Source organism: Gordonia sp. JH63 (genome assembly GCF_009856645.1).
Lineage (GTDB): Bacteria > Actinomycetota > Actinomycetes > Mycobacteriales > Mycobacteriaceae > Gordonia > Gordonia hongkongensis.
This window is the reverse complement of sequence record NZ_CP047235.1, coordinates 1,379,608-1,399,478: the sequence shown is the minus strand read 5'-3', so window position 1 is coordinate 1,399,478 and position 19,871 is coordinate 1,379,608. Positions and strand designations below refer to the sequence as shown.

Here is a 19,871-nt window from a genome sequence, read left to right as displayed (position 1 = left end):
TGCTCCCTGAGGAGCGAGCTTGCGAGCGTCACGAAGGGTCTGGCCCGCCTTTAGAGCTTGTCCCCGGGAATCCCGCCCGCGGTGAGAAGCGTGACGCGTCCCGCGCTGCCGCCGTAGTCGATGGTGACGCGTTCGGTGGCGCCGCTGCCCTCCTTGGCCACGACCTTGCCCATGCCGTACTTCGGATGGTTGTGTCGGTCGCCGATGTCGAGCTTAACCTGCTTGTTGCGTCCGCGCGCCGGATCCGACGAGTACGACGACCGGCCACGGCCCATCGACGAACCACCCGAACCGGAGAATGCCCCGTCGCGGCCGAACACGCCGCCCGACGATCCGCCGAAGCCGCGCATGGAGCGCTTGGGTTCGGTTCGGCGCCAGTCGACGAGGTGTTGCGGGATCTCTTGCAAGAAGCGGGATTCCGGGTTCGACACCGGCTGCCCCCAGGAGGCGCGGGTGACCGACCGGGTGAGGTACAGACGCTGCTTGGCGCGCGTGATCCCGACGTAGGCCAGGCGCCGTTCCTCGCTCAGCTCGGCCGGGTCGCCGAGCGCGCGCATGTGCGGGAAATGGCCGTCCTCCCAACCGGTGACGAAGACGACCGGGAACTCGAGGCCCTTGGCGGTGTGCAGGGTCATCATCGTGACCACGCCCTCGCCCTCGTCGGGCACCTGGTCGGCGTCGGCGACGAGTGAGACCCGCTCGAGAAACGCTGCGAGCGAACCGGGTTCGGGCTCGCCCTCGCGGTCCACCTCGACGTCGGGGTCGTCGGCATCGGCGTCGACCTGCGCGGCGTCGGCACTGAATTCCCGTGCCACGGCGACGAGTTCGTTGATGTTGTCGAGGCGTGCGCCGTCCTGCGGATCGTTGGACGCCTCGAGTTCGGCGCGGTAGCCGGTGCGCTCGACGATCGCGTCGACGAGTTCACCGATGTCGGCCGACTCCTCGGTGGCATCGAGGAAGGCCACATCCGCGTCCTCCGTGCCGGCCTCGCCGAAGTGGGTCAGGAAGTCCGACCGGAGCCCTTCGATGAGTTCGACGAACCCGCCGATCTGCTTGACCGCCCGCGTGTTGAGCAATGCGACCTTGCCCTCGGCAGCGTCCATCAGCGACTCGTAGAAGCTCCGTCCGGTGTTCTCCGAATGCACGGCGACGCAGGCTTCCGCGCGATCGCCGATACCGCGCCGAGGGGTGTTGAGAATCCGGCGCAGGCTGACCGAGTCGTCGGGGTTGGCGACCACCCGCAGGTAGGCCACCACATCCCGCACTTCTTTGCGCTCGTAGAACTTGGTGCCGCCGACGACCTTGTACGGAATCCCGTGCCGGACGAACACCTCCTCGATCGCACGCGAGCCGGTGTTGGTGCGGTAGAACACCGCGATGTCGGAGTACTTGTGGCTCGAGCTCCCCCCGATCGAGTAGTCGGTGAGTTCCTCGATCTCCTTGGCGATGAACGTCGACTCGTCACGGTCGGAGTCGGCGACGTAGCCGACGATGAGTTCGCCGTCACCGGAGTCGGTCCACAACTTCTTCTCGCGCCGGTTCGAGTTGCGCGCGATGACGGCGTTGGCCGCCGACAGGATCGTCTGTGTCGACCGGTAGTTCTGTTCGAGCAGAACGGTTTCGGCGGACGGGAAGTCGCGTTCGAACTCCTCGATGTTGCGAATGGTGGCGCCGCGGAAGGCGTAGATGGACTGGTCGGCGTCGCCGACGACGCACAGCTCCGAGGGCTCCAGACCACTCGCGGTGGTCTGCTCCCCCACCAGTTCGCGGATGAGCACGTACTGCGCGTGGTTGGTGTCCTGGTACTCGTCGACGAGAACGTGACGGAACCGGCGCCGGTAATACTCCGCGACCTGCGGATGCCGATGCAGCAGAGCGACGGTCTCCCCGATCAGATCGTCGAAGTCGAAGGCGTTCGCGGCGCGCAGACGGCGCTGGTACTCGGCGTAGATCTGCGCGATCGTCGTCGACGTCGGGTCGTCCTCGGGTGCCGCGGCCAGCGCCTCGTCGGGCGAGATCAGTTCGTTCTTGAAGTTCGACACGGCCACCGAGACCCCGCGTGGGCTGAACTTCTTGGGATCGAGGTCTAGGTCCCGGATGACCATGCCGAACAACCGCTTCGAGTCGTCGGCGTCGTAGATGGAGAAGTTGGAGTTCATCTTCTCCAGCAACCCCGACTGCGCCCGGAGGATGCGCACGCATGTGGAGTGGAAGGTCGAGACCCACATGTAGGCGGCGCGGGGGCCGACGAGGTCGATGACCCGCTCGCGCATCTCTGCGGCGGCCTTGTTGGTGAAGGTGATGGCCAGGATCTGCCCGGGCGTGACGTCCCGCGCGGCGAGCAGGTAGGCGATCCGGCGGGTCAGCACCGCCGTCTTGCCCGAGCCCGCGCCCGCCACGATCAGCAATGGCGCGCCGGCGTGGAGCACCGCGGCGCGCTGTTGCGGGTTGAGACCGTCGAGCAGGCGCGCGACCCGGTCGTCGGCGGCCGCACCCGAGGGAGCGGCGCCCGCGCGACCGGCGAGAAGGGGGGCAGAAGAAGAGCTGTTCATCGGTTGTCCAGGTTACCCGCCACCGCCGACAGACCCCCGTCGGCCGGTCCGCTCCACCCCGGCACGTGGTCGACCGAACAGCCGACCGGCCCCGTGGGTTGAGGCCCCGATCGCCGTGTCCCGCGGCTAATATGACGCGGTATCACCGGCTCGGGGTGCCCTGTCTGCGAACAACTCGCACGCGGCGACGACGCCCCGGCGAGCAGGAAGAGGCGCCATGAAGAGACCGTCCATCATCCCCGCCGCCATCGCCCTCGGTGTCGGAGCACTGGCCCTCGTCATCGCGCTCGTCCTGTCGTTCGTCCCGTTCAGCAGCGCCGGCACCGTGGAGCCCACCCCCGCCTTCCGCGCGCAGAAGAGCCTCGACGAGGTGCTGTTCAAGATGGCGACCAGCCCGGCGGCGAAGTTCACCGGCAAGGTCACCTACAAGTACGACGACGAGCGCGGCGAGGGGACGGTCGAGTTCGACGACCTGATCGTCACCACGTCGAACACCGCCGAGGGCACGATCACCCTGGGCTCACAGCAGGGCGAGTACCGGCAGATCGGCAACAGCCCGTTCCTCAGCGCCCCCGGCGCTCTGTGGAACGAACTCCTCGTCGACGCCGAGAAGACGAATCTCGATGCCGCGCCGCTCGACAACAAGTGGGCCTCGACCCGCTTCACCAGCCTGCCGCGCCTGGGCACGATCCTCGGCCCGGACAACCTCGCCGGCGACATCGGCAACATCGAGAACGGCGACGCGCCGCAGCTCGGGGCCGAGCTCCCGGCGCCCAACAAGGGCACCCCCGACGCCCGGCGCTGGCCCACCACCGACCCGCCGATCGAGTTCGTCGGCGACGACAAGGTGAAGATCGGAGCGTGGGAGGTCACCTTCGACCCGGAGACGAAGAACGTCACGAACGTCAAGGGTCAGAGCGTGCAGGGCCCGGTCACCTACGACATCGACGCCGCGGTCAGCCTGCAGCCGGCCGACCAGGCCCAGAAGGTGTTCGCGAACCAGCGTGCACTCGTCTCGGACCTGCTGTCGGTGCCCGCTCCCGGCCTCTGGATGGAGCAGCCGGTGGTGTCCTCGCGCCAGACGGGTGCATGCACCACCTCGTCCTGCGCCTTCGACTACACCGTGCAGGGCAGCCCGTACGCCGACGACGTCCGCGGCCACTTCAACTACGGCCTGACGCTGAACTTCGCGGTCGGCAACCGCCCGCCCGGCGCCGTCGGCGGTGAGTGCAAGGTGGTCCTGCGGGTCGACTTCGGACGCAACGGAACCACCCGCTGCGCGGCGACCAACCTCCCGCCGGACACCAACATCGCGTCGCGGTACACCTTCACCTATCTCGCGTTCATCGACGCGACCACAGACGAACTGAACGATCTCATCGACAACAACGAGAAGCAGACCAACACCGAGATCGTCTACGTCCGCACCGGCAACAAGGAACCGGCACAGGCCCGGTTCGGCTCCGGCGTGACCGGCCTGCCGAGCTACTACGCGATCAAGCGCGGCGACTACGTCTTCGACGGCATCGGCACCGACGGCAACATGCACATCACCTTCGGTGAGGGGTATCAGGACCACATCGTCGGCGGCACCTTCGATCCGTCCTGGGAAGGCACCGAGGTGCTCCGCAAGCAGATGGAGCAGCAGGTCGCAGCGGCGGGCGACGCGCAGGTCGTCTACTTCGTCGCCGAGGAGGAGACCGCGTCGGCGCTGCGAGCCCTCATCGCCGCGGAGAACCAGAGCGACAACATCTCCGCGTTCTACTACGACTAGTGGTGTGTCTCGGAAATAGGTGGCCGGTATCCGGTGGAGCGATCGGTGGTCTGGAAGGCGGAGGAGGGAGGGATAGCGGAGCTATCGCGACCGACGACAACGCAGCCAGGCGCCGATCGAGCGCCGGAGACCAGTCGCTTATTTCCGAGACACACCACTAAAACTCAGCCGCCCGCGAAGCGCGCCTCGGCGGCCTCGCCCACCCGGCCGGCGCCGGTGTGCAGCCGCAGCCCCGGCGTCAGGGGCCGCAGATCGACGTGGTCGCCGCCACCGTTGATCCGGACATACACCGACCCCAGTCCCGCGCGAACCGGTGCCCGGACCGCTTCCCCGTCCGCGAGCGCGATCTCGATCTCGCCGTCCCGGGTCGCGCAGTAGCTGAGCGCGATCGTCCAGGGCCAGGAGAAGAGCGGACCGTCGAGTCGCAGTCGGGTGGGTCCGTCGACCTCCGGGGTCCGGCAGGTCCCCGCCCCCGCGTAGATGGTGCGACGCTGCGTCACGCCGCCGGGCACGAGATTTCCCGCGGTGTCGAGCACGAACAACCGGTCGGTGGCCACCCCGAAGTCGGGGCGGGGTTCGACGCGGCCGAAGATGCGGCTGACCTGGTTGTCGGGGTAGACGAAGGGTTGCAGGATCTCCAGGGGCACGGACTGGTCGAGCATGGTCACGCCATTCGGCCCCTGCATCGCGGCGTCGTGCAGCGACGCGGTCGCGGTCTCGAGGTAGTCACCGGTCGGGTTGTCCCGCCACGACGACGAGAACGAGACCAGCGACACCAGCGCGGACACCACGACGAGCGCACCGACGACGGACGCGAACGCGGGCAGCGCGGCCGACCGCTCCTCATCTCGCCCGGCCTCGGCGTCGGACGTGCGCGCATGCCGTCCGCCCACGTCGGTGGACCGGGCCGGCGCGGCGCACAGCAGGGCCAGAGCGATGGTGAACACCAGCGCCGTGTCCGGGAGATAGCGCATGTGCTGGGCGAGTTCGATCGCCGTCTGCGGACTCGACCGGTTCCACATCACCGGGATCTGGGCGGCCACGGCGTAGATCAACGCGGACACGACGATCGCCGCGCCGCCGCGTCTGCGGGCCACCGCCCACCAGGTCACCGCGGCCAGCACCAGCCAGCCGCCGACGATCATCCACATCTGTGGGAAGCCGGTCGGCGGACTCGGCGTCCACCGCTCCCATTCCCACGGCCCGCCGACGAGCGACGGCACGATCGCATCGGTCACCGACCGCCAGACCAGGCGCGCGGTCTGCGCCACCGAATGCTCACCCGACGTCGGGTCGGTGGTGATGAAGTACACCGCCACCCACGACGCGGCGACGACGGTCAGCGCCAGCCACAGCTCCCGGGCGGCCCGCAGCGTCGCCGTCGTCGCGCGGGGACCGCCGTTCGCGAGGACCGCGGCCACCAGCGCCACCGGGAGGATGAACAACGACTTCTCGAAGAACGCCAGCGCGATCAGGAAGACGATCGTCGAGCGGATCCACACCAGCCGGCGTCGCGCGTCGTCGACGTCACCGCGCGCGAGGCGGACCGCGTCGGCGACGATCCACGCCATCGCCGCCTGCAGGGGCAGGGTGTTGAGGCCGGCCGCCCACCAGGCGAAGGCGGGCACCGTCATCGGACTGAACAGATAGAACGCGAGCGCGACGAGTGCACCGATGCGGGCGCGCGGCGCGAAGACCCGCACCATCCGCCACACCGCCACCGACGCGATCGCCTGCATCGCCACGAGCATCAGCGCCGGCAGCGCCCAGTTCAGCGGTGCCAGCCACGTGGCCACCCCGGCGAGCAGGAACGCCGCCGGCATGAAGTGCCCGTCGTGACTGTGGCCCAGGTACTCCCAGGACAGGATCGGGTTCGACGACGCGCGTGCCACGAGGACCAGGTCGTCCCAGTAGAAGTTGCCCGTCGCGACGAGCCAGCCGCGGATGATCAGCTGACCCACGATCAGGGACAGGGCGACGAGGGACACCATCCGCGCGTTGGGCATGCGCTCCAGTTTCCATGTGGCGCGAGCTGCGTCGTGGTCGGGTCGGGTGACTCGGCCGCGTGCGGGCCGTCGCGGGGCGTCGTGGCAAAATCGGGCGCGTGACCGACCGCAGCCCCAGCCCCGGCGCTCAGGACCCCCGCCCTTCCGGCGGCACGTCGTTCGAGCACTCGATCGACCTCGACAAGTACGAGCTCTCGTCCGAGGTCGGCGACCTGCCCGACGACATCGACCAGCTGCGGCTCGAGATCGACCGGCTCGACGCCGTGATCCTCGCCGCGATCAAGCGCAGGTCGGCGGTGTCGAAGAAGATCGGTGCCGCACGCATGGCCTCCGGCGGCCCTCGCCTGGTCCACAGCCGCGAGGTGAAGGTGCTCGAGCGCTTCCAGGATCTCGGTCAGGAGGGGCACACCCTCGCGATGCTGCTGCTGCGTCTGGGGCGAGGGCCACTGGGCCGCTGACCTGTCGGCCCCGGGACACCGACGACGCGGTGATCCGCTGACGCCTGCGCGCCACGTGTGACGACCGTCGCGGGCACGACGCCGAGCACATAAGGTTGGTGGTCATGAGCACCCAGGCACCTGGCAGCGACTTCACCGGCACCGACCACGGCGACATCACCGCGACGCAGTCCTGGCAGGCGCTCGCGGCTCATCAGCCGCATGTGTACGCCATGCACCTGCGTGAGGTGTTCGCGATCGATCCCACGCGCGGGCGCGAACTCACCGTCGACGTCGGCGATCTGCACATCGACTACTCGAAGCACCGGGTGCTGCGCGAGACGCTCGAACTCCTGATGAGCCTGGCCCGCGAGGTCGGTCTCGAGGAGATCCGCGACGACATGTTCGCCGGCGCCCACATCAACACCTCCGAGGACCGCGCCGTCCTGCACACCGCGCTACGCCTGCCGGCCGATGCGACACTGACCGTCGACGGCCAGGACGTCGTCGCCGACGTGCACGAGGTCCTGACCCGGATGGGCGAGTTCACCGACCGCCTCCGCAGCGGAGAGTGGAAGGGACACACCGGAAAACCCATCACCGACGTCGTCAACATCGGCATCGGCGGCTCCGACCTCGGTCCGGTGATGGTCTATCAGGCGCTACGCCACTACGTCGACGCCGGGATCCGCTGCCACTTCGTCTCCAACGTCGACCCCGCGGACATGGTCGGCACCCTCGCCGACCTCGACGCCGAGACGACACTGTTCATCATCGCCTCGAAGACCTTCACAACTCTCGAGACACTCACCAACGCCGCCGCCGCACGCACCTGGCTCCTGCAGGCGCTCGACGCCGACACCGACGCCGTGGCAAAGCATTTCGTCGCCGTCAGCACCAACGCCGCCGAAGTGGCCGAGTTCGGCATCGACACCGACAACATGTTCGGCTTCTGGGACTGGGTCGGCGGCCGGTACTCGGTCGACTCCGCGATCGGGCTGTCGGTGATGGCCGCGATCGGCAAAGAACGCTTCGCCGAGTTCCTCGACGGCTTCCACCTGGTCGACGAGCATTTCCGCACCCAGCCCCTCGAACGCAATGCGCCGGTCATCCTCGGCCTGATCGGCCTCTGGTACAACAACTTCTGGGATGTCGGCGTTCGCGCGGTCCTGCCCTACAGCAACGACATGGCCCGCTTCGCCGCCTACCTGCAGCAGCTGACGATGGAATCCAACGGCAAGTCGGTCACCGCCGGCGGCCAGCACGTCACCACCGACACCGGCGAGATCTTCTGGGGCGAACCGGGAACCAACGGCCAGCACGCCTTCTACCAACTGCTGCACCAGGGCACGCGGATGGTGCCCGCGGACTTCATCGGCTTCGCCGAACCCACTGACGACCTGCCGACCGCTCCCGACGGCTCGGGTTCCATGCACGACCTGCTGATGAGCAACTACTTCGCCCAGACCAAGGTGCTCGCCTTCGGCAAGACCGCCGACGAGATCGCCGCCGAGGGCGTGCCCGCACATGTCGTGGCCCACAAGGTGATGCCGGGCAACCGCCCCACCACCTCGATCCTCGCCCCGCAGCTCACCCCCTCGGTGATCGGCCAGCTCGTGGCGCTCTACGAGCACCAGGTCTTCGTCGAAGGCGCCATCTGGGGCATCAACCCCTTCGACCAGTGGGGCGTCGAACTCGGCAAGACCCAGGCCAAGGAACTACTCGGCACCATCACCCGACCCGAAGCCCCTGACACACACGACGATTCGTCGACCGACGCCCTCGTCACGTGGTACCGGGAACGACGAGGCCGCGCGGTCTGAGGGGGTTTCGACAAGCTCAACCGGCACAAGGGCGGCTCAACCGGCGGTTAGGTCCAGTACTCCTCGTCGAAGACCGCATCGGGGATCTCGTCCCCGGGTTCGACGCCGAGCGACTGGATGCGGCCCATGATCGCGGCCACGGTCGCCACGTAGGTGACGAGATCGGTTGGCTCGACGTCTCGTTCGGCGGGATCACCGCCGAGGAATTCATACAGGGCGGGTGGCACGCAGGCACCCATGTCCAGGGCGCGGGTACCGGTCGCCTCCCGCCACGCATCGAAGCTCGCCACGTCGACGGCCTCGGCGACGTCGCCGGTCCGGACGGCCTCGTACACCTCGTCGACGGTGGCCAGCTCACCCGAGGTCCCGCTCGACGGGTCGAAGCCGAGAACCGTGTCGGCGGCGGTGGTCTCGTCGTCGGAGAGGGTGAAGTAGACGATGCCCCGCCAGTCGGAGCCCAAGGCCGCGATGTCCGTGCGGTCGAAGATCTCGCCGAGCAGTTCGCCGACCTGATCCCGCTGTCGAGCGCCGAACACCTGAAACGCGCCCGAGGCCACCACTTGTCCCTGCTTGTTCGCCACGACGGCCACCTTACGCAGGTCAGTCGTCGATACCCAGGACGACCACGCGACCCGTCGTCAGCGACAGGTACACCGTCGCGCGCCACTCCGGTGACGAAAACGCACGGTCGAGGGCGGGCCCGCCGACAAAGCCGCCGGGCGGCACCAGGTCGCGCAACGCGCCCGCCACCGAGTCAGGCGGGGCCACCGGATCGGCGTCGTACTGCCCCGCCCATGCTGCCGCGCGCTCGGTACCGACGTTCACGACCGCGTCGAACCAGTACGTGGATGGTCCGGGGACCCTGTCCGACGAGTTGCCACCGAGGGTGCCGGCCGTCCAACCCTCGATCACCGAACCCTGCAGGAGCGGAAACCGTCTGATCACCGGCCCCTCGTCACGCTGTGGGCCGGCGGTCACGATCTTGGTGGAGGGCGGCGGCGCTGACGTCGACGCCGGAGGCGAGGGGATCGGATCGCGATCGTGCGGTGCCGCAGGCGCACAACCCGCGAGAACGCCAGACCCCGCGGCGCACGCGGCGAGGACGGCCATCAGCCGCTCGAACCGATGAACACCCATCCCGTAACGGTAGCCCGTCGCCGGAGTCGAACGCGAAACATCCACTGTCTGAACGAACTACACAAGTCAGACCAGTCGGCGGCTGACCGACGCCGGCAGGAACTTCAGCGCGGCCGCGATGGGTGTCCAGGGCCACGCGGGCACCGGGGCCCAGTCCTTCTCCGCCTCGATCGCCTTGACGAGCGCGTCGACGCCCCTGTCGGTCTCGACCATCAGGGACGTCTGCACGCCTCGGTTGATATCGGTCTCGATGTAGCCCGGCGCGACCACCGACACCGTGATCGGCGACGACGCGAACTCGGCCTGGAGTCCCTGCCCCAGCGCCGTCAGCCCGGCTTTCGACGCCGAATAGGCGGCCTGCGACTTGGGCATGCCGCGAACACCCGAGATGGAGCTGATCAGCACGAGGTGCCCGGCGTTCTGCGCGCGGAAGATCTCCAGCGCCGCCTCGGCCTGGGCCAGCGCGCCGACGAGATTGGTCTGCACCGTCTCGATGTTCGCGGCGGCCTTGCCGGTGCCGAGGGGTGCGCCCTTGCCGAGTCCGGCGTTGACGATGACCCGGTCGAGACCGCCCAGACCGTCGGCCAGCCTCCCGAAGACCTCGGGGACGGCGTCGACGTCGGTGACGTCCAGCGTCGCGACCTCGACCTGTGCGGCGGTGGGCCGCAGTTCGCCGGCCAGCGCGTCCAGCTTCTCGCGGCGGCGCGCCGCGAGGGCGAGCGAACGTCCCTGGGCGGCGAATCGTCGGGCCATGCCTTCCCCGAGCCCCGAACTCGCACCCGTGATGAGAATCCTCTGCCGTGTCGTCACGAGGACCAGGCTACCGGCCGGTAAGTTCTGCCTTCCCGGTCGCCCGGCGCGACCTACTTCAGCAACCGCGACATCCGACGGTCCGCCAGCACCTTCCCGCCCGTCTGGCACGTGGCGCAGTACTGGAAGGACCGGTCCGCGAACGACACCTCGCGGACGATGTCGCCGCACACCGGACAGGGCAGGCCGGTGCGGGCGTGCACACGCAGACCGGTGCGCTTCTCGGACTTCAGCCGCGCGACGGCCTGCCCCTCCAGACGCCCGGTCGCGTCGGTGAGCACGCCGCGCATGGCGTCGTAGAGGGTCGCGACCTGGTCGGCCTTCAGTGTTTTCGACGACGCGAACGGCGACAGGCGTGCGGTGTGCAGGATCTCGTCGGAGTAGGCGTTGCCGATCCCGGCGATGGTGTGCTGGTCGGTGAGCACGTTCTTGATCCGGCCGGTGGTGCCGGCGAGGATCTCGGCGAACTGTTCGGACGTCAGCTCGAGCGCGTCGGGTCCCAGACCGGCGATCCGTTCGACGTCGGCGAGGTCGCGGACCAGCCACACCGCGAGTCGTTTCTGCGTCCCGGCCTCGGTGACGTCGAACCCCTCACCGGGTAGGCCGCAGTGCACGCGCAGGGCGATCGGGCTCTTCCCGCCCGGCCGCAGGGGTTTGGGCGACAGGTCCTCGCTCCACCGCACCCAGCCCGCCCGCGACAGATGGATGACCAGCTGCAGCAACGGCTCTGACGCAGTGGCCGCCGAACCGGGAATGGTACGGATGACCAGGTACTTCCCCACCCGGCCGACGGATTCGACGATCCGGTCCATCAGCGCCGTGTAGGGCGGGTCGGCGGTCTTCAGGACCGACAACGACGCGACGTCGACCCGGCGGATCGGCAGTCCGGCCGCACGGCCGTCGACGTAGTCGGCGATGGCGGCCACCTCTGGGAGCTCAGGCATGCCACCAGTGTGCTCTAGTTGTGGGATGAACTCCCGACTTTCCGACGCCGAGCTGGCCGCCCGGATCGCGCAGGGAGCCGGCGAAGTACTCCTCGGAATCCGTTCGGGCGACCTGCTCGGCGGCGCGATGCTCGGCGATGTGGGCGATGCGCTTGCGCAGGCGTGGATCTCGACGGTGCTCCGCAAACACCGGCCACGCGACGCGGTGTTGTCCGAGGAAGCCGCCGACGTCGGCGACCGGGCCACCGCGTCGCGCGTGTGGATCATCGACCCCCTGGACGGCACAAGGGAATTCGCCGGCGGCTCGTCGGACTGGGCCGTACACGTCGCCCTGACCGAGAGCGGGATCGTCACCGAGGCGTCGGTGTCGCTGCCTGCGACGGGTGAACTGTTCCGTTCCGACACCGTCGCGGAGACCACCGGCGAACTGACCCGGCGTCTCGTCACCTCCCGGTGGGGCGGCTCGTATGAGACCAGCTACGTGGCGAACCGGTTGGGTCTGCAGATGGTGCCGGTCGGTTCGGCCGGCGCGAAGGCGATGGCCGTCGTCCGCGGCGATGCCGATGCCTATGTCCACGCCGGCGGTCAGTACGAGTGGGACAACGCGGCGCCGGTGGGGGTCGCGCTGGCGGCCGGACTGCACTGCAGTCGCCTCGACGGGTCGGAGATCGTGTACAACAACCGGCATCCGTACATGCCGGACTTCGTCATCTGCCGCAGCGAGATTAGCGAGGAGATGCTCGGCGCGCTGCGTCAGATCTGGTGAACTGAACCGGTGAACGGCATCGGCGACGCGGTGGTGCGCATCGGGCCCGCACTGGTGGTGGCCGTCGTACTGCTGGCCGTGGTCGCCGTGCTGGTGAACCGTCGGAGCGGATTGGCCCGGGAGACCGTCGTCGCCACGCTCCGGGCCGGCGCGCAACTCGCGGCGCTGGCTGCCGTGCTCGCCGCCGTCATCCCCCACCTGTGGGCCTCAGCGCTGTTCGTCGCGGTGATGGCGACCGCCGCGTCCTGGACCTCGGCCCGACGCGTGCGACCGGGGGGTCCCCGCCTGGCGGGAACCGCGTGGTGTGCCGGGCCGGTGGCGGCGCCGACGATCGCGATCGTGACCGCTCTGGTGGCAGTCGGTGTGCTTCCCGCCCGCGGGATCGCCGTGATCCCCACTGCCGGCATCATGCTCGGCGGCGCGATGGTCACCGCCTCGCTCGCCGGACGCCGGGCGCATGACGAGCTGTCGGTCCGTCGCGGCGAGGTGGAAGCCGCGCTGTCGCTCGGCTTCGACCCGCGGGACGCGCGGATGGAGATCGCCGGCCCGCCCTCGGCGACCGCGCTCGTCCCTGGCCTCGATCAGACGAAGTCGGTGGGACTCGTCACGATCCCCGGCGCGTTCGTCGGCATGGTCCTCGGCGGGGCGTCGGTGTGGGCGGCCGCGGCGATGCAGATGTTCGTGCTGATCGCCTTGCTCGCGGTGAGTTCCATCGCGATGCTCGTGACGGTGGAACTGGTGGCGCGAGAGCACCTGTGATCTGGCGACGCATCTCACCAGGACCCTTCGTGACGCTCGCAAGCTCGCTCCTCAGGGAGCGGGGTGGGCCCCGAGGTGCGAGGAAGCGAGCGCAGCCCCTCCGTTCCCTGAGGAGCGCCCGGAGCTTGCGGAGGGCGCGTCACGAAGGGTCCGGCTAGCGGCGACTCTTCCGCAGCAGATAGATGTCCATGATCCAGCCGATCCGGTCCCGGGCCTCGGCGCGAGCTTCGACGATCCGGTCCGTCACCTCACCGACCTTGCCGCTGATCAGGATCTCGTCCTCGGTGCCGACGTAGGCGCCCCACCAGATGTGATCGTCCGGGTCGGCGGTGTGCCGGAAGGTGAGGTCGGCGTCGAGCATCACGATCTGATTCGCGTCGGCGCCCGCGGGCGTCTCCGCGAGGCGTCGGCCCGTGGTCGTGTGGATCGGTTCGCCGACGCGATTGGCGACGACGCCGTGGGCCGCCGTGAGCGCGCTCGCGCTGGTCACGCCGGGGATGACCTCGACCTCGAGTTCGAGGTCGTCGCGGGCGGCGAGATCGTCGACGATCCGCAGCGTGCTGTCGTAGAGGGCGGGATCGCCCCAGACGAGGAAAGCTGCCACTCCCCCGTCGCCGACCTCGTCGCGCAGTGCGCCGGCGATCAGCTCGGCGCGCGCGGCGTGCCAGCGCCGGACCTCGGCGTCGTAGTCCGCCGGCTCCCGGTCGCGTGGCGGGTCGGGGATCTCCACCAGCGAATGCCCTTGGCGCGCATGCTCGTCGAGGATGGCGCGGCGTGCGTCGAGCAGGCCGCTCTTCGCCGTGCCCTTCTCCAGCGCGAGGAAGGCATCGACGTCGGCCATCGCGTCGATCGCCTGCAGCGTGATCTGACGCGGTCCGCCGGGCCCGATCCCGATGACTCGCAAGGTGAGTCGCACGGTCAGATCTTCACCTTCGGGAGTCCGTGCTTGCGCGCGGTCATGTCCAGGATCAGCTGTCGCGGCGCGAGACGCCGGAGCAGGAAGACCACTCCCGCCTGATTGCCCTTGGCGTAGAACGGTTTCGGATGCTCGGCCAGCGCGGCGTCGACGATCTGGGTGGCCATGCTCGCCGCACTGATGCCCGCGTCCTCGTTGCGCCGGGTGGCGGCGGCGAGCGTCTCGTACTCGGCGCGATAGGGCGAGTCGTCGCCGATGTGAATGCTGCGGCGATCACCGATGCCGGTGGCGATCGTGCCGGGTTCGACACTGATCATCCGTATCCCGTACGGCGCCAACTCGCGTCGCGACGCGAGCGCGAAAGCCTTCAGCGCCGACTTGGTCGCGGCGTAATTGGACCGGAAGGCGACCGGGAAGCTGGACAACATCGACCCGACCATCACGACCGTGCCCCGGCGCCGGAGACGCATGCCGGGCAACACCGCTTTGGTCAGCGCGATCGGCCCGAAGACGTTGACCCGGAACAGATCCTCGACGGCCGCCATCGAGGTGTCCTCGAGCGCACCGGCCTGGGACTCGCCCGCGTTGTTGATCAGGATGTCCACGTCGCCGACGAGGGCCGCGCAGGACTCGGCGGATTCGTAGTCGGCGTTGTCGAGCCGTACATAGGTGACGCCCTGGATCGGGTTGCGCACGGAATCCGGATTGCGGGTGGTGCCGTAGACCCGGTGTCCCCTGGCTACGAACTGGCGGGCGACCTCGGCCCCGATGCCACTGGTCGCGCCGGTCACGAGGACAGTCTGTGAACTCACGACCGCAACGGTAGCGCAGCGGCCGGCGGGTCAGATGAGCTTGTCGTACCGGCGGGTGAGGATGCTCAGTTCTGCAGCCACACGCTCGGTGTCGGGGCCGTAGGGGCGCCTCGGATTCCGGGTGAACCAGTCGGCAATCCGCTGGCCCGGCGTCCGCTGGCCGACGGGGGTACGTCGCGCGGTGAGACTCAGTAGGCCGGCTGCGCCGGCGACCGAGGCGACGACGACAAGGGCGAGTATGAAGAGGAGTGTCATGGCAGTAATCCTCCGCCCACATCATTTCGGCCACCAGTGGCAGTTCAGTCAATGTTCGCAAATTATCTGCCATACTGGTCAGGTGCTGCATTCGGTTGGTGTCCTCCTGTACGGACACGTCGCGCTCTTCGAATTCGGTGTCGTGCACGAGGTGTTCGGCCTCGACCGCACCGACGACGACGTCCCCGCCTTCGACTTCCGGGTCGCCACACCGGACCCCGACACCGCGCTGGCCGTCGGCAACGGGGTGTCGATCCAGGTGTCGCACACCCTGGACGAGTGCCGCGACGTCGATCTCGTCGTCATCCCCGGCGGAAGCGTCAGCGGCGACTACCCCGTCGAGATCCTGGACACCATCCGGGCGGTCGTCGACAACGGCGGACGTGTCCTCACCGTCTGCTCGGGCGCGTTCGTCGCCGGCGCGGCCGGACTCCTCGACGGCCGTCGGTGCACCACCCACTGGCGCTACGGCGACCATCTCGCGCGCATGTTCCCCCAGGCGCAGGTCGACACCGACGTCCTCTTCGTCGACGACGGACCCGTGACCACGAGCGCCGGCACTGCCGCCGGGATCGACGCGTCGTTGCATCTGGTCCGCGAATCCTGGGGACCGGCCGTCGCCAACCGCATCGCGCGGCGCATGGTCGTGCCGCCGCACCGCGACGGCGGACAACGCCAGTTCGTCGAGGCCCCGATGCCGGCGTGCACCGACGAGGGCTTCGGGTCGCTCTTGGCCTGGATGACGGCCAACCTCGACCGCGACATCAGCATCGACGACATGGCGTCCCGGATGCACATGTCCGGACGTACCTTTGCGCGTCGCTTCGTCGACGAGGTCGGCATCTCGTCTCGCCGCTGGCTGACCGAACAGCGAGTGCTGTCGGCGAAGAACCTGCTCGAGACGACCACCGCCAGCGTCGACGAGGTGGCACGCCAGGTCGGCTTCACGTCGGCGACGCTGCTGCGACACCATTTCGCCGCGAGTGTCGGCGTCTCGCCACTCGTCTACCGTCGGCGGTTCGCGAAATCCGGCGCGAGTTCGTAGCCCGAAACCCCGCGAGACGGCACTCGCGCAGTGGAACGGCCGGACTGGTGCCCTCGGTAGGATTCGAACCTACGACCTACCCTTTAGGAGAGGGTTGCTCTATCCCCTGAGCTACGAAGGCGGACCGCGAAGAGCCCACGGTGGCGCGGCTCCCCGACAGCGGGAGTCTACGCGAGCGACCTCACCCGGCCACACCACACACCTCAGATGGTGAAGATCGTGTAGTTCGCCCCCCGTCGCCGGGAACACCCACGACGATGTGTGACGCCCGGCGTCGGAATGCGAGCACCGGTACGATCGACCCCGACGCGAACCGGACATTTCCGGCTGTGATCGTCACCACTGAGGACACCCCGGCGTTGAGGTTCCTGCCAGCCTGTGTCCGTACACTGCCTACCGCATACGTTCTACCGTTTCACCCGGGGAGGTCTTTTCGTTGGTGCATGCGGCATCAGGGTCGGCACCCACCGCCGACGACGAGACCACGACCAGCGCGAAAGGGTCTGCGGACTCCGTGGCACGCCGTCCCGCCGAGTCGGCCCCTCCCGCGCCCACGACCAAGCCCCGCGGTCGGGCGCACACCGCCGACTTCGTCCGGGTCGTCCTGTTCACCTTCGTGGTCGTCGCGCACAGCATCAACGCCATCAACGGCGGTGCCGACGAGATCAGGGGCGCGAATCTCGTCGGCACCCTGTGCCACCTGACCCGATACGGCTTCGTGGCGGTGACCCTCTACGTCCTCGTGCTGAGCATGCAGGGTCGGGAGATGTCGCCGTGGCAGTTCTGGCGGCGTCGTTTCGGGCTCGTCGTCGGCCCCTACCTGGCATGGACGCTGATCTACACGATCACCGACCACATCATCATCGCCGACAATCCGTTCCCGCCGATCGGCGAGATGGCGCCCCGCCTCGCACACGACCTCCTCGTCGGCGAGGGCAAGTACCAGCTGTACTTCCTGCTGATCTCGATGCAGATCTACCTGTTCTTCCCGCTGATCTCGTGGCTGTTCGAGCGGGGCCGGAGCCGGCCGTGGCTGATGCTGGCCGGCGGGACCGCGATCCAGCTCCTGGTGTTCGTCATCTACCAGTACCTACCCCGGCCGTCGGGTCATGCGTGGGACGTCGCCTACCAGCACCTGTGGAAGACGCTGCCGATGTACGCGCTCTTCATCACCATGGGCGTGCTGGCCGCGCAGCACCGCGAGGCGGTCGACCGCTGGCTCCGCGACCACATGGCGACAGTCGTCCTGGTCGCGGCGGGCTGCGCGGCCTTCACCGTTGTCGGATACCTGCTGGCGACATCGCCGGGCAACGTGCCGTGGAAGGCCAACACGGCCTGGAACCCGGTGTCGCTCCCCTGGTACATCGGCGGCTTCGTCCTGCTGTGGCTGATCGGCCTCGTCTGGGATGACCGACGCGCGGCCGGCCGGCCTGCCGGCGGAAAACTGGTGTCCCAGGCGACCCTGCGCGCTTTCGGGGTCTTCGCGGTACACCCGCTGATCCTGGACGTCCTCGGTCGCGTCGGATTCCTCAGCGGCCTCTTCGACTGGTTCCCGCATTCGGCGATCCTGCGCTCGATCATCTTGGTCGTGCTGGTACTCACGGCCTCGCTGGCGCTCGTCGACGTCCTCCTACGCCTACCGTTCAGCAAATGGCTCACCGCCCGTCCCCGCATCCCCCTGTTGCCGAAGCGGAACAAGAAGAAGCAGGACCGGGCGGTGGAAGTCGGTGAGTCGGCAGGGGCTGAGAAGGAGTCCGCCGGCTAGTTTCTGGCTAGTTGTACTTCGGGTTGTTGATCACCGGGATCTCGATGTTGATCGGCATCCGCAGTTCGGACATGTAGAAGAGCACGAACTGGCGGAGGAACTCGTCGAACAGCCAGTAGGCCTCACGCGGCATGCCGACATTGAGCAGACCCTCGCGGATCTGTACGTACGGACCCCACGCCGTCTCGAGCAGCGGGCTCCACACGGGCTCCCGCGGGATCTGATACCAGTTGGCGACCTTGTCACCGAGCACGAATCGCGTGAGCGCCCCCAGGACGCCGCGCGAGATCAGCGAGAGGTCGAGGTTCATGCCGAGGTCGAGCAGCATGTCGGCGAGCTTGCGACCCTCGGGGGTCGGCGCCAGGATCGGGTCGAGGACCTGCTGCGCCTGCGAGTCGGCGGCGGCCCAGGAGGCGGGGATGTACTCGTCCTGGACGCCCAGCAGGCGAGCGGTGATCTGCCACGAATGCAGGAATCCGGCGGATTCGTCGGCCGCGATCGGGACGTTCCACTTGTCGAAGTTGCGCATGACGGTCGTCGGCAGGCTGTGCCAGGTGACCATGATGTCGGCCTGACTGATCGGCTTCTTCTCCGTCGCGCCGTGCACCCAGTGCGGCGACTGCGGCAGGAGGTGGCGCACGCCGGCATGCGCCATACGGGTCTTCACGCAGGTCACGATCATCTCGCCGCCGGGCTGATAGGCGTTGAGCGATCCGATGTCGTATCCGAGCTTCGCGGTCTTGGTGATGCGGTCCTTGAGGTCCCATCCGCCCTTGGAGTAGTAGACCGACCGGGCCTCGCGCGGGATGACGGTGCTCATCATGCCGCTGGCGAAGCCGTACAGGACGCCGAGGTAGGTTCCGCGCTTCTGGTTGAATCGGACCGCGTCGGCCAGCTTGGCCTGGTCGGCCCACGCGGGCAGCTGACGAGCGTGCTCCATGAAGTCGCGCAGTTCCGAGGGCAGCCCGGCGGGCAGCGGCTGCGAGTTACGATGCCACGTGCGCAGCAGGCGATTGACGTTGCGCACCTGCCCGCTGTCGATGACCTTGGCGATCACCGGGTCGGCCTCGTCGTCCCACAGCTGCCGCGGGTCCGCGCCGCGCCCACGGCCGGGCACCGAGTTCGCCGGCGACCACGTCCACGGCGTCGTCTGCGAGAGCGCCGCGACCGCACCGGCTGCGCCGACGACACCGCCCGCGCGTATCAGGTTCCGCCTGTTCAGATCTTCCATGACCCCGTCCCATCACTTCCATGTATCAATGTGCCAAACAACGTATCCTTGTATCATTGTTACCACCGCGTGGTCCAGAACACACCTCTTTCGCGAATTTTGCGATCATGGAAGCTCATGCGGTCATGATGTGAGGAAGGGGGTGAGGCGAATGACCACGCAGCCGTCCGGCGCTCCGCTGTCCAGCTCGCTTCTCCAGCGGGCGTTTCTCGAATCCGCGGCTCAGTCCGACGAGGCCGCCGATCCCACCGCCGAACGTCTGCTCGACGCGGCCTTCGAACTCTTCTGCCGGCTGGGCGTGCAACGGACGCCGATGGAGAAGGTGGCGAAGAGCGCCGGCGTCACGAGGGTCACCCTGTATCGCAAGTTCGCCACCAAGGACGCCCTGGTCGACCAGGTGGTGCTCCGCGAGTTCCGTCGGTACTTCGACCGGTTCCGCGCGGAGATCCCCCGCGCCGACACCGTGGCCGACCGCGTCGTCGTCGGGTTCGTCGGTTCGCTGCGGGCGATCTCCGGCAACCCGCTCATCGGTGAGATCAGCGACGCCGAGCCCAGCATGCTGATCGAATCGATGATCGGCGGCGACGGCATGCTGCTCGCGACGGTCCAGCACTTCGTCGCCGCCCAGCTGCGCCGGGAACAGCTGGCGGGCAACATCTCCGACGAACTCGACGTCGATCTCGTGGCCGAGATGATGGTCCGCATCTCCGCGTCGTTCCTCACCGTGCCCAGCCGCGTCGTCGACATCACCGACGACGCGCAGCTCGCCACGGTGGCGCGCCAGTTCCTCGTACCGATGCTCAATCCCGCGCAGTAAACCGCCGAACCTGTAAAGATCA

18 protein-coding genes and 1 tRNA gene are annotated in these 19,871 nt (G+C 68.4%); 8 read left to right on the top strand and 11 right to left on the bottom strand.

Going from position 1 to position 19,871, the window contains the following annotated elements; translation table 11 throughout:
- Positions 1-50: 50 nt before the first annotated feature.
- Positions 51-2,552 carry a UvrD-helicase domain-containing protein gene (locus tag GR168_RS06340; RefSeq protein ID WP_159370325.1) on the bottom strand — a complete coding sequence of 834 codons (2,502 nt, stop codon included), beginning with the start codon at positions 2,550-2,552 and terminating at the stop codon, positions 51-53.
- A gap of 217 nt (positions 2,553-2,769) precedes the next feature.
- On the opposite strand from GR168_RS06340, the gene GR168_RS06335 reads away from it, so the two are divergent.
- Positions 2,770-4,326 carry a hypothetical protein gene (locus GR168_RS06335; protein WP_159370324.1) on the top strand — a complete coding sequence of 519 codons (1,557 nt, stop codon included), beginning with the start codon at positions 2,770-2,772 and terminating at the stop codon, positions 4,324-4,326.
- A gap of 164 nt (positions 4,327-4,490) precedes the next feature.
- On the opposite strand, the gene GR168_RS06330 is transcribed toward GR168_RS06335, so the two are convergent.
- On the bottom strand, positions 4,491-6,332 hold the full coding sequence (locus GR168_RS06330; protein ID WP_159370323.1) for a hypothetical protein: 1,842 nt from the start codon (positions 6,330-6,332) through the stop codon (positions 4,491-4,493).
- A gap of 98 nt (positions 6,333-6,430) precedes the next feature.
- On the opposite strand from GR168_RS06330, the gene GR168_RS06325 reads away from it, so the two are divergent.
- Together GR168_RS06325 and pgi are read left to right on the top strand one after the other, a co-directional pair.
- Positions 6,431-6,790, top strand: coding sequence for a chorismate mutase (locus GR168_RS06325; protein ID WP_033203695.1), 360 nt, complete (start codon positions 6,431-6,433; stop codon positions 6,788-6,790).
- Positions 6,791-6,894: 104 nt separating this feature from the next.
- Entirely contained in the window at positions 6,895-8,592 is a 1,698-nt protein-coding gene (pgi, locus tag GR168_RS06320; RefSeq protein WP_159370322.1) for a glucose-6-phosphate isomerase, read from the top strand.
- A 47-nt stretch (positions 8,593-8,639) separates the two neighbouring features.
- On the opposite strand, the gene GR168_RS06315 is transcribed toward pgi, so the two are convergent.
- From GR168_RS06315 to GR168_RS06300, 4 genes are all read right to left on the bottom strand, one after another.
- Positions 8,640-9,173 (bottom strand): hypothetical protein, encoded by a 534-nt coding sequence (locus GR168_RS06315; RefSeq protein ID WP_159370321.1) that lies wholly within the window; start codon positions 9,171-9,173, stop codon positions 8,640-8,642.
- A 19-nt stretch (positions 9,174-9,192) separates the two neighbouring features.
- The gene (locus tag GR168_RS06310; RefSeq protein ID WP_159370320.1) at positions 9,193-9,729 is read right to left on the bottom strand and encodes a hypothetical protein; all 537 of its coding nucleotides are present in this window, start codon (positions 9,727-9,729) and stop codon (positions 9,193-9,195) included.
- A 66-nt stretch (positions 9,730-9,795) separates the two neighbouring features.
- The gene (locus GR168_RS06305) at positions 9,796-10,539 is read right to left on the bottom strand and encodes an SDR family oxidoreductase (RefSeq protein ID WP_159370319.1); all 744 of its coding nucleotides are present in this window, start codon (positions 10,537-10,539) and stop codon (positions 9,796-9,798) included.
- A gap of 53 nt (positions 10,540-10,592) precedes the next feature.
- Entirely contained in the window at positions 10,593-11,483 is an 891-nt protein-coding gene (locus GR168_RS06300; protein WP_058251551.1) for a DNA-formamidopyrimidine glycosylase family protein, read from the bottom strand.
- A 25-nt stretch (positions 11,484-11,508) separates the two neighbouring features.
- On the opposite strand from GR168_RS06300, the gene GR168_RS06295 reads away from it, so the two are divergent.
- Both GR168_RS06295 and GR168_RS06290 read left to right on the top strand, forming a co-directional pair.
- Positions 11,509-12,249: a 3'(2'),5'-bisphosphate nucleotidase CysQ gene (locus GR168_RS06295; RefSeq protein ID WP_159370318.1), complete on the top strand. Its 741-nt coding sequence runs from the start codon at positions 11,509-11,511 to the stop codon at positions 12,247-12,249.
- Between the two features lie 9 nt (positions 12,250-12,258).
- Positions 12,259-13,008, top strand: coding sequence for an ABC transporter permease (locus GR168_RS06290; RefSeq protein ID WP_058251553.1), 750 nt, complete (start codon positions 12,259-12,261; stop codon positions 13,006-13,008).
- Between the two features lie 154 nt (positions 13,009-13,162).
- Here the strand turns inward: GR168_RS06290 and cobF are convergent, their stop codons facing one another.
- The 3 genes from cobF to GR168_RS06275 are packed head-to-tail and all read right to left on the bottom strand — an operon-like array spanning position 13,163 to position 14,991.
- Entirely contained in the window at positions 13,163-13,924 is a 762-nt protein-coding gene (cobF, locus tag GR168_RS06285) for a precorrin-6A synthase (deacetylating) (RefSeq protein WP_159370317.1), read from the bottom strand.
- A gap of 2 nt (positions 13,925-13,926) precedes the next feature.
- Entirely contained in the window at positions 13,927-14,736 is an 810-nt protein-coding gene (locus GR168_RS06280) for an SDR family oxidoreductase (RefSeq protein ID WP_068972458.1), read from the bottom strand.
- 30 nt (positions 14,737-14,766) lie between these two features.
- The gene (locus GR168_RS06275; RefSeq protein WP_159370316.1) at positions 14,767-14,991 is read right to left on the bottom strand and encodes a hypothetical protein; all 225 of its coding nucleotides are present in this window, start codon (positions 14,989-14,991) and stop codon (positions 14,767-14,769) included.
- 82 nt (positions 14,992-15,073) lie between these two features.
- On the opposite strand from GR168_RS06275, the gene GR168_RS06270 reads away from it, so the two are divergent.
- On the top strand, positions 15,074-16,036 hold the full coding sequence (locus GR168_RS06270; RefSeq protein WP_159370315.1) for a helix-turn-helix domain-containing protein: 963 nt from the start codon (positions 15,074-15,076) through the stop codon (positions 16,034-16,036).
- Between the two features lie 45 nt (positions 16,037-16,081).
- Here the strand turns inward: GR168_RS06270 and GR168_RS06265 are convergent.
- Positions 16,082-16,157, bottom strand: a tRNA-Arg gene (locus GR168_RS06265).
- Positions 16,158-16,475: 318 nt separating this feature from the next.
- Here GR168_RS06265 and GR168_RS06260 point away from each other — a divergent pair.
- On the top strand, positions 16,476-17,801 hold the full coding sequence (locus GR168_RS06260) for an acyltransferase (RefSeq protein ID WP_159370314.1): 1,326 nt from the start codon (positions 16,476-16,478) through the stop codon (positions 17,799-17,801).
- A 7-nt stretch (positions 17,802-17,808) separates the two neighbouring features.
- Here GR168_RS06260 and GR168_RS06255 read toward each other — a convergent pair whose 3' ends face one another.
- Positions 17,809-19,032, bottom strand: a complete 1,224-nt coding sequence (locus GR168_RS06255) for an oxygenase MpaB family protein (RefSeq protein WP_058251559.1) — start codon at positions 19,030-19,032, stop codon at positions 17,809-17,811.
- A 151-nt stretch (positions 19,033-19,183) separates the two neighbouring features.
- Here GR168_RS06255 and GR168_RS06250 point away from each other — a divergent pair, with 151 nt between their 5' ends.
- Complete coding sequence (locus GR168_RS06250; protein ID WP_065630806.1) at positions 19,184-19,849, top strand: TetR/AcrR family transcriptional regulator; 666 nt, start codon at positions 19,184-19,186, stop codon at positions 19,847-19,849.
- The last annotated feature ends 22 nt before the right edge of the window (positions 19,850-19,871 follow it).

Coding starts and splice junctions, on each gene's coding strand:
- GR168_RS06275 (WP_159370316.1), bottom strand. CDS start 14,991: ATGACACTCCTCTTCATACTCGCCCTTGTCGTCGTCGCCTCGGTCGCC.
- GR168_RS06340 (WP_159370325.1), bottom strand. CDS start 2,552: ATGAACAGCTCTTCTTCTGCCCCCCTTCTCGCCGGTCGCGCGGGCGCC.
- GR168_RS06310 (WP_159370320.1), bottom strand. CDS start 9,729: ATGGGTGTTCATCGGTTCGAGCGGCTGATGGCCGTCCTCGCCGCGTGC.
- GR168_RS06330 (WP_159370323.1), bottom strand. CDS start 6,332: ATGCCCAACGCGCGGATGGTGTCCCTCGTCGCCCTGTCCCTGATCGTG.
- GR168_RS06300 (WP_058251551.1), bottom strand. CDS start 11,483: ATGCCTGAGCTCCCAGAGGTGGCCGCCATCGCCGACTACGTCGACGGC.
- GR168_RS06255 (WP_058251559.1), bottom strand. CDS start 19,032: ATGGAAGATCTGAACAGGCGGAACCTGATACGCGCGGGCGGTGTCGTC.
- GR168_RS06250 (WP_065630806.1), top strand. CDS start 19,184: ATGACCACGCAGCCGTCCGGCGCTCCGCTGTCCAGCTCGCTTCTCCAG.
- GR168_RS06295 (WP_159370318.1), top strand. CDS start 11,509: ATGAACTCCCGACTTTCCGACGCCGAGCTGGCCGCCCGGATCGCGCAG.
- pgi (WP_159370322.1), top strand. CDS start 6,895: ATGAGCACCCAGGCACCTGGCAGCGACTTCACCGGCACCGACCACGGC.
- GR168_RS06335 (WP_159370324.1), top strand. CDS start 2,770: ATGAAGAGACCGTCCATCATCCCCGCCGCCATCGCCCTCGGTGTCGGA.